Origin of the sequence: Pseudomonas marvdashtae (genome assembly GCF_014268655.2) — a bacterium.
Lineage (GTDB): Bacteria > Pseudomonadota > Gammaproteobacteria > Pseudomonadales > Pseudomonadaceae > Aquipseudomonas > Aquipseudomonas marvdashtae.
Genome location: NZ_JABWQX020000001.1, coordinates 2,181,934 through 2,190,301 on the forward strand (window position 1 = coordinate 2,181,934; position 8,368 = coordinate 2,190,301).

General features: G+C 59.6%; 6 protein-coding genes. 5 read left to right on the top strand and 1 reads right to left on the bottom strand.

Annotation, left to right across the window (positions count from 1 at the left end; translation table 11 throughout):
* Positions 1 to 45: 45 nt before the first annotated feature.
* Positions 46 to 1,536 (bottom strand): aldehyde dehydrogenase family protein, encoded by a 1,491-nt coding sequence (locus HU742_RS10060; protein WP_186642383.1) that lies wholly within the window; start codon positions 1,534 to 1,536, stop codon positions 46 to 48.
* 479 nt (positions 1,537 to 2,015) lie between these two features.
* Between HU742_RS10060 and peaA the strand changes: the two genes are divergently transcribed.
* The 5 genes from peaA (at position 2,016) to HU742_RS10085 (ending at position 8,349) form a co-directional block, all read left to right on the top strand.
* The gene (gene peaA, locus HU742_RS10065; protein WP_186642384.1) at positions 2,016 to 3,596 is read left to right on the top strand and encodes a quinohemoprotein amine dehydrogenase subunit alpha; all 1,581 of its coding nucleotides are present in this window, start codon (positions 2,016 to 2,018) and stop codon (positions 3,594 to 3,596) included.
* Between the two features lie 82 nt (positions 3,597 to 3,678).
* The gene (peaB, locus tag HU742_RS10070; protein WP_186642385.1) at positions 3,679 to 5,109 is read left to right on the top strand and encodes a quinohemoprotein amine dehydrogenase maturation protein; all 1,431 of its coding nucleotides are present in this window, start codon (positions 3,679 to 3,681) and stop codon (positions 5,107 to 5,109) included.
* Position 5,110: 1 nt separating this feature from the next.
* The gene (gene qhpC, locus HU742_RS10075) at positions 5,111 to 5,434 is read left to right on the top strand and encodes a quinohemoprotein amine dehydrogenase subunit gamma (RefSeq protein WP_007933151.1); all 324 of its coding nucleotides are present in this window, start codon (positions 5,111 to 5,113) and stop codon (positions 5,432 to 5,434) included.
* 24 nt (positions 5,435 to 5,458) lie between these two features.
* Positions 5,459 to 6,577, top strand: a complete 1,119-nt coding sequence (gene peaD, locus HU742_RS10080) for a quinohemoprotein amine dehydrogenase subunit beta (protein ID WP_186642386.1) — start codon at positions 5,459 to 5,461, stop codon at positions 6,575 to 6,577.
* An 83-nt stretch (positions 6,578 to 6,660) separates the two neighbouring features.
* Positions 6,661 to 8,349, top strand: a complete 1,689-nt coding sequence (locus HU742_RS10085; RefSeq protein WP_186631231.1) for an AMP-binding protein — start codon at positions 6,661 to 6,663, stop codon at positions 8,347 to 8,349.
* The last annotated feature ends 19 nt before the right edge of the window (positions 8,350 to 8,368 follow it).

The window sequence follows — 8,368 nt, forward strand, 5'->3', positions numbered from 1 at the left end:
GAGGTGCAGGTCGTTCCCACGCGGAGCGTGGGAACGATCTGTGTGTCAGAGCTTGATCAACACCGATTTCAACTCGGTGTAATGCTCGATCGCCGCATACCCCATCTCGCGCCCGACCCCCGACATCTTGTAGCCGCCAAACGGCAACGCCGGGTCCAGGGCACTGTGACAGTTGACCCACACCGAACCCGACTTGATCCGCGGAATCATCCGGTGCACCGCCGCCAAATCGTTCGACCAGATGCTTGCTCCAAGGCCATAAGGGCTGTCATTGGCCATGCGCAGCGCATCAGCCTCGTCGTCGAACGGAATCGCCACCAGCACCGGGCCGAAAATTTCTTCTTGTACCAATGAGTGCTGCTGATCGACATCGACAATCACCGTGGGTTTGACGAAGAACCCCGGCCCGAATTGCTCACCGCCGCAGGCGATGGTCGCGCCGCTTTCCCGACCTTTTTCGATGTAGCCATAAACCCGTTCCTGTTGCCGCGCGGAGATCAGCGGGCCCATTTCGACACTGGGGTCCAGGCCATTGCCGAGCTTCATTGCATTGGCGATGTCGGCGATATCCGCCACCACATTGTCGAAATGCTTGCGCTGCACATACAGCCGCGAACCGGCGCAGCAGACCTGGCCCTGGTTGAAGAAAATCGCACTGGCGGCACCCGCGGCAGCGGTCTTCAGGTCGGCATCGGCCATGACGATGGTCGGCGACTTGCCGCCGAGTTCCAAAGTGACCCGGGTCATGGATTCCATGGCGATCTTGCCGATCTGCTTGCCCACGGCGGTGGAGCCGGTGAACGTCAGCTTGTCCACCAACGGATTGTGAGTCAGGGCGGAGCCCGCCGTGATACCGGTGCCGGAGACCACGTTGAACACGCCTTCGGGGTAACCGGCTTCCAACACCAGTTCTGCGAGCTTCAGCGCGGTCAGCGGCGTTTCGTCGGCAGGTTTGAGCACGACGGTGCAACCGGTGGCCAGTGCCGGGCCGAGTTTCCAGCAAGCCAGCAGCAGCGGGAAATTCCAGGCGACGATAGCGCCGACCACGCCCACCGCTTCGCGGCGAATGAAACTGTGGAATTGATCGTTGGGCATCAGCGGCAGCGACACGTCGACGCTGGAGCCTTCGATCTTGGTGGCCCAACCGGCCATGTAGCGCAGGAAGTCGATGGACAGTTGCACGTCCATCACTTGCGCCACCGCCGCGCTCTTGCCGTTGTTCAGGCATTCGAGCTGGGCCAGCAGTTCGGCGTCGCGCTGCATCAGGTCGGCGAGTTTCCACAACAGGTTCTGCCGCTCCCGAGGGCGGGTGCGGGTCCAGGCCGAATCGTCGAAAGCCTGACGGGCGGCCAACACTGCGCGGTCGACATCGTCGGGGGTGGCCCGTGGTACCAAGCACAGCACTTCGCCGGTGGCCGGATTATGCAGCGGCATGGTCTGACCGTCGGCGGCCTCGACCCAGTCACCGCCGATGAGCATGCGTGGGGCGCGTTGGACGAAGGCCGAGGTGGCGGGGAGCAAATAAGGCAGGGGCATGATGAGACCTCTTGTTGTGCGTGAGGACGTGGATTTCCCCAAGGTTGGCAATGGCTGTGCCAAGTATCAGGAACGGGCGGATAGCCCTTTGTTGGCGGGGTTTTTAGCGACGAAAGGGGAAGGTTTGGACCCGGGTTTTGTCGCAAATCGCGACAATGCATGAGACGACGAGTCATTCCCGTATTTACCGAAACATCATCGCTGACTATGAAGTGTCCCAGTCGGGGTCATCTATGCTTGTCTCAGACTGCAACAGCTGTCGCGATATTAGACGCAGGCCCTTTCGTTTTGATGCGCGAAAAAGCCAAGATGTTCACATAACTATTTGATTTAAAGGATGTTCGTTAAGCTGGCACGCTCCGTGTATTGCTCATCGCAGACGTTTCTCTTGCCTCCGTCAGCGGGTTGTCGCCGACGGCAGAAACCATAAAAACGATAAGCCACAAAAATAAGAAAGCACCGTGCGAGGTTCGACGTTGATGAAGAGAAAACTCCGATCAGGCCTGAGCGTCAGTCTGCTGGCCGTGGCGGCCTGCGTGGCGCTGCATTCGCCTCACAGCCTGGCAGCTCGCGACGCCCAGACTGTCCTCAAGGAAACCTGCCAGGGCTGTCACACCCCTGAAGCCAATAACGCCCTGAGCCGTATCAGCCACCAGCGCAAAACCCCGGAAGGCTGGCTGATGAGCATTGCCCGGATGCAGATCATGCACGGTTTGCAGATCAGCGATGACGACCGCCGAACCCTGGTCAAATACCTGGCCGATACCCAGGGCTTGGCGCCGAGCGAAACCGATGGTGTGCGTTATGCGCTGGAGCGACGGCTCAATACCGTTGAGAAATTCGACGACCAGACCAGTCAGATGTGCGGCCGTTGCCACTCCGGTGCGCGGGTTGCGCTGCAGCGCCGACCCGCCCAGGAATGGGAGCGCCTGGTGAACTTCCACCTCGGCCAGTGGCCGTCCCTTGAGTACCAGGCCCTGTCCCGCGACCGCGACTGGTTCGACCTGGCCCGCAAAGAGATGGTGCCGCTGCTGGCCAAGCGTTATCCGCTGGACGACCCGGCCTGGAAAGCATGGCAGGGCAGCGCGCCGAAAGCCGAGGCGCTGGTCGGCGACTGGAGCTTCAGCGGGCACCTGCCGGGTAAGGGCGAACTGGCTGGCGTCATGAGCGTGACTGCCGATGGCAGCGACACGTTCAAGGTCAACGTCAAAGGTCAGTACGCCGACGGCAGCCCGTTCAATGGCGAGGGCAATGCGATTCTCTACACCGGTTACGAATGGCGCGGCAATGTGTCCATCGATGGCGTGACCATGCGCCAGGTATTCGCCGCCCAGGGCAACGCCATGCAGGGCCGGATGTTCGAGGCCGAGCACGACGAGCGGGGGCTGGACTTCGTCGCCGCCAAGCAGGGTTCCAATCGTTTGCTGGCGGTGCAGCCGGGTTATCTGAAGGCGGGCAGCGAAACCGAAGTCACCCTGATCGGCAGCGGTCTCACTGGCAAACCTGACTTCGGCAAAGGCGTGGAAGTGGTCCAAGTGCTGGAGCAAACGCCCGAGCGCCTACGGGTCAAACTCAAGGCGGCTGCCAATGCTCAACCGGGCCTGCGCAACGTCACGGTCGGCACGCTGAAAGGCCCGACGCTGTCGGTCTACAGCAAGATCGCTGAAGTCAAAGTCGTGCCCGAATTCTCGGTGGCGCGGATCGGCGAGGGCGGTGGCTCGACGCCGAAAGTCCAGGGTCGTTTCGATGCTGAAGCCTGGGGCAAGGGCGCTGACGGCAAGCCCTATCGCATCGGCGTGTTCCCGGCGCAATGGACAGTGGAGGCTTTCGATGACCGCGCCAAAGAGGATGAAGACGTCAGGTTTGCCGGCACCATGCAGGCCGATACCGGCGTGTTTACCCCAGGCGATGCCGGGCCGAACCCGCAGCGCAAGATGTCCACCAACAATGCCGGCAACCTCAAGGTGATCGCCGCCATCGACGACGCAGGGAGGTCCCTGACCGGCGAAGGCCACATGATCGTCACCGTGCAACGCTGGAACAATCCACCCATTCCATAAGTTGGCTGTTTTTTAGCGGTTCCAGACACTTTTCGGAATGACCGCAGGCCTCATGAATCGGGGCTTGCACAGGAGGTTTGCAATGGGCGCTATTTTGAATCTGGTCGAACGCAATCTGCACGAAGTGCATGTCGACGCCGACCGCATGTTGTTCCACATTCCCAGCAGCTCGCTGTTCGCCAGCGATGAGCTGACGGGCACCATCATCGATACCTTGCGCGGTCCCGGCTGTTCATCGGACGACCTGATCCAACGCTTGGCCGCACGCTTCAACGGCGAAGAAATCACCGAAACCCTGCGTGAGCTGATTTCCCTGGAACTGGTCAGCGACGGCTCGCCACTGACCCCGGACATCGGTACCAAACGCGTCGAGCGCACCGCGATCAATACCGTGGTGCTCAACGTCAACACGGGCTGCAACCTGAGCTGCACCTACTGCTACAAAGAAGACCTCGACAAGCCCTCGGCCGGCAAGAAGATGGACGTTGAAACAGCGGTCGCTTCGGTAGAAATGCTGCTGCGCGAATCCCCGGATGAAGAGCGTTTCACGGTGGTGTTCTTCGGGGGAGAGCCGCTGAGCAATCGCAAGCTGATCGAGTACATGGTCGATTATTGTGAAAAGCGTTTTGCCGAAGCGGGCAAGTTCGTCGAATTCGTCATGACCACCAACGCCACGTTGCTCACCGAAGACACCGTGGACTACCTCAACGCCCACCGCTTCGGGCTCTCGGTGAGTATCGACGGGCCGAAAACCGTGCACGACCGCAACCGCATCACCGTGGGCGGGCAGGGCACGTACGACGTGGTACGGCGCAAGGCCCAGATGCTGCTGGCGCGCTACAACAGCCGCCCGGTCGGCGCGCGGGTCACCCTGACCACGGGCGTCACCGACGTCGAAACGATCTGGGATCACCTGTTCAACGAACTGGGGTTTGCCGAGGTCGGTTTTGCTCCGGTGACGTCCGGCGATATCAGCAGCTTCAACCTGTCCAGCGACGAGCTGGTCGAAGTGTTTGCCAACATGAAAAGGCTCGGTCGGCGTTATCTGGAAGCGGCGCTGGAACACCGCAATATCGGTTTTTCCAACCTGCACCAGTTGATCACCGATATTCATGAAGGCCACAAGAAGGCTCTGCCTTGCGGGGCGGGCCTGAAGATGCTGGCGGTGGATCACAAGGGCGAATTGAACCTGTGCCACCGCTTTACCGGTTCGAGCCTGCCGACGTTCGGCAACGTTCACAGCGGGGTGAAACAGGTCGAGTTGAACGATTTCTTGTCCCAGCGCCTGGACCGTACCAACACCGGTTGCGAAGACTGCCAGATCCGCAATCTCTGCTCTGGCGGCTGCTACCACGAGAGCTACGCCCGATACGGCGACCCGACCCACCCGACTTATCACTACTGCGAACTGATGCGTGACTGGGTCGACTTCGGCATCGAGGTTTACACCCGGATCATGGCTCACAACCCTGCGTTTATCAGCAGCTACATCACTCCGCGCAAGGCTCACTGATATGAAACATCTCAAGGCAATCAACAACAAAGCCCAGAAGCTCGATCAGGCCGCGGCCGAAAACCGTATCGAAGAAGTGGTGGCGATGAGCTCCGTCGCCGGCTGTGCCTCGACCACTGATCCAGGTTGGGAAATCGACGCGTTTGGCGGCGTGTCGTCGCTGTGCCAGCCAATGGAAGCCGACCTGTATGGCTGCTCCGACCCATGCTGGTGGCCGGCCCAGGTGCCGGACATGATGAGCACCTACCCGGACTGGAACAAGGATGCCCAGGCGTCCAACGAAAACTGGCGCAACCTCGGCACTGTCTTTCCGAAAGACAAGTGATAGGACATGAAGAAGGATTCCAGCATGCAATGCATCAAAGCCTGCGGCTTGGCCGCGTTCGGTGTCCTGGGCGTTATATCGCTCAATGTTCTGGCCGATGAAAACACCGCGCTCCAAAGCGGTCACGAATACATGGTGACCACCAATTATCCGAACAACCTGCACGTGATCGACCTGGCCACCGACAGCCTGTTCAAGACCTGCAAAATACCGGATGCCTTCGGTCCTGGCACCGTGCAGCTGTCGCCGGATCGCAAGACCGCCTACGTGCTGAACAACCACTACGCGGATGTCTACGGCGTTGAGCTGGACAGCTGCAAGCAGGTCTTCCACGCCAGCATTACCCAGAAACCGGGGGAGAAAGCGAAGTCGATGTTCGCCTTTACCCTCAGCCATGACGGCAAGGAACTGTTCACCATCGCCAATCCGACGTTGATGCTCAACGATCGTTACGAGGTGCAGCAACCTCGGCTCGACGTGTACGCCACCGATGCCGGCATGGACGCCAAACCCATTCGCAGCTTCCCGGCGCCACGGCAGCTGACCATCATGCAAAGCGGCGACGATGGCACGTTGTATGTGGCGGGAGCGGATGTCTACAAGGTCAACGTGAACACTGGCAAGTTCGACGTGCTGATTCCCAGTCGCCATTGGAAACGTGCCAATTACAGCGCACCGGATGTGCTCTACGTGTGGAACCAGCAGACCTACCGTCATGATTTTTCGCTGCTCTACACCGCAGCGAAATTCAAGGACAAGAAGCAGGACCCGGCGACCGCCGAGTACCTCTATGGGCTGTTCAGCATCGACCTGAAAACCGGCAAGACCGAAACCACCGACTTCGGCCCCCTGACGGAAATCTACTTCAGTGGCATGCGCTCGCCCAAAGACCCGAACCTGATGTTCGGCGTGCTCAACCGGCTGGCCAAGTACGACATCAAGCAGAAAAAACTGCTTCAGGCCGCTACGCTGGATCATTCCTACTACTGCATTTCGTTCAACAAGGCCGGCAGCAAGATTTACCTGGCGGGTACCTTCAACGACGTAGCGGTGTTCGATGCCGACAGTTTGAAGCAAATCGGTAACATCAAATTGCCCGGCGGCGACATGGCGATTACCACGGCGCAAATATTCACGCGTTAAAAACAACGAGGGCAAGCCATTCAACAAGGGCGCCTGCGGGGTAACCCCCCGGCCCACATTTGGATCGTACAGAGAGAATCGATATGAGTGTTCCCAGTTACACCAGAGGACCGCAAACCACACCCTTGCTGGCGATGACCATTGGCGCGGCGTTCGACCGAGCGGTGGAACGGTTCACCGATCGCGAAGCTTTGGTCGTACGGCATCAAGGGCTGCGCTACACCTGGGCACAGTTGGCCGAGGAGGTGGATGGTTGCGCACGAGGGTTGCTCGCGCTGGGCCTCAAGGCCGGTGAACGGGTAGGCATCTGGTCGCCGAACTGCGCGCAATGGTGCATCACCCAATTCGCATCGGCCAAGGTGGGGGCGGTGTTGGTGAACATCAACCCGGCCTACCGTCTGACCGAGCTTGAGTACACGCTCAAGCAATCGGGGTGTCGCTGGCTGATTTGTGCCGACTCGTTCAAGACTTCCAATTACCACGCGATGCTTCACGATCTGCTGCCCGAACTCCACCGCTGCGCTGTCGGCGCACTGGAAAGCGACCGGTTGCCTGAATTGCAGGGCGTGATCAGCCTCGGCGACACGCCGGCTGACGGTATGTTGTCATGGGAGGGCCTGTTGGACCTGGCGGAACAAGTGTCTGCGGAACAACTACGGCAATGCGGTGAGCAATTGCAATTCGACGACCCCGTCAACATCCAGTACACCTCGGGTACTACTGGATTTCCCAAAGGTGCCACCCTCAGTCACTACAACATCCTGAATAACGGTTTTATGGTCGGTGAAAGCCTGAAGCTCAGCGAGCACGACAGGTTAGTGATACCGGTGCCGCTGTATCACTGCTTCGGCATGGTCATGGGCAATCTGGGTTGTGTCACTCACGGAACGACAATGATCTACCCCAGCGCAGCCTTCGATCCGCTGGAGACCCTGCGGGCCGCCGCACAGGAGAAAGCGACCGGCATGTATGGCGTGCCGACGATGTTCATTGCAATGCTCGACCATCCAGAGCGCCAATCATTGAACCTGAGCCATCTGCGAACGGGCATCATGGCCGGCTCCACCTGCCCGATCGAAGTCATGAAACGGGTGATCGACGACCTGCACCTCAAGGAGATGCAGATCGCCTACGGCATGACCGAAACCAGCCCGGTCTCCACCCAGACCGGCCCGGACGACGATATCGAGCATCGAGTCACCCGTGTCGGCCGCACTCAGCCGCATTTGGAAAGCAAGGTCGTCGATGAGCAAAACCGGATCGTTGCTCGCGGTCAGATCGGCGAGCTGTGTACCCGAGGCTACAGCGTGATGCTCGGCTACTGGAACAACCCGCAAGCGACCGCGGAGGCCATCGACGACGCAGGCTGGATGCACACCGGTGACCTGGCAATCATGGATGAGGAGGGTTACCTGAGGATAATCGGGCGCAATAAGGACATGATCATTCGGGGCGGCGAGAATGTTTATCCGCGCGAAATCGAAGAGTTCTTCTTTACTCATCCTGCGGTGGCAGACGTGCAGGTCATCGGGGTGCCGGACGACGTCTACGGGGAAGAGATCGTAGCTTGGGTCAGGTTGCATGAGGGGCACCAGGCAGATGCCGACGAGCTGCGCGAATACTGCAAAGGCCGGATCGCTCACTTCAAGACGCCGCGCCATTTCAAGTTCGTTGACGATTTTCCGATGACCGTCAGCGGCAAGGTGCAGAAATTCCGCATGCGTGAAATCAGCGTTGAGGAACTGGGAGCGTCGAAAAGTGACCTCTTATAATCACTGGGCCGAGTCGGCG

What these genes read in the sequence shown, in the direction of transcription:
- HU742_RS10060 (WP_186642383.1), bottom strand. Translation starts at nt 1,536, where the DNA reads ATGCCCCTGCCTTATTTGCTCCCCGCCACCTCGGCCTTCGTCCAACGC.
- peaA (WP_186642384.1), top strand. Translation starts at nt 2,016, where the DNA reads ATGAAGAGAAAACTCCGATCAGGCCTGAGCGTCAGTCTGCTGGCCGTG.
- peaD (WP_186642386.1), top strand. Translation starts at nt 5,459, where the DNA reads ATGCAATGCATCAAAGCCTGCGGCTTGGCCGCGTTCGGTGTCCTGGGC.
- HU742_RS10085 (WP_186631231.1), top strand. Translation starts at nt 6,661, where the DNA reads ATGAGTGTTCCCAGTTACACCAGAGGACCGCAAACCACACCCTTGCTG.
- qhpC (WP_007933151.1), top strand. Translation starts at nt 5,111, where the DNA reads ATGAAACATCTCAAGGCAATCAACAACAAAGCCCAGAAGCTCGATCAG.
- peaB (WP_186642385.1), top strand. Translation starts at nt 3,679, where the DNA reads ATGGGCGCTATTTTGAATCTGGTCGAACGCAATCTGCACGAAGTGCAT.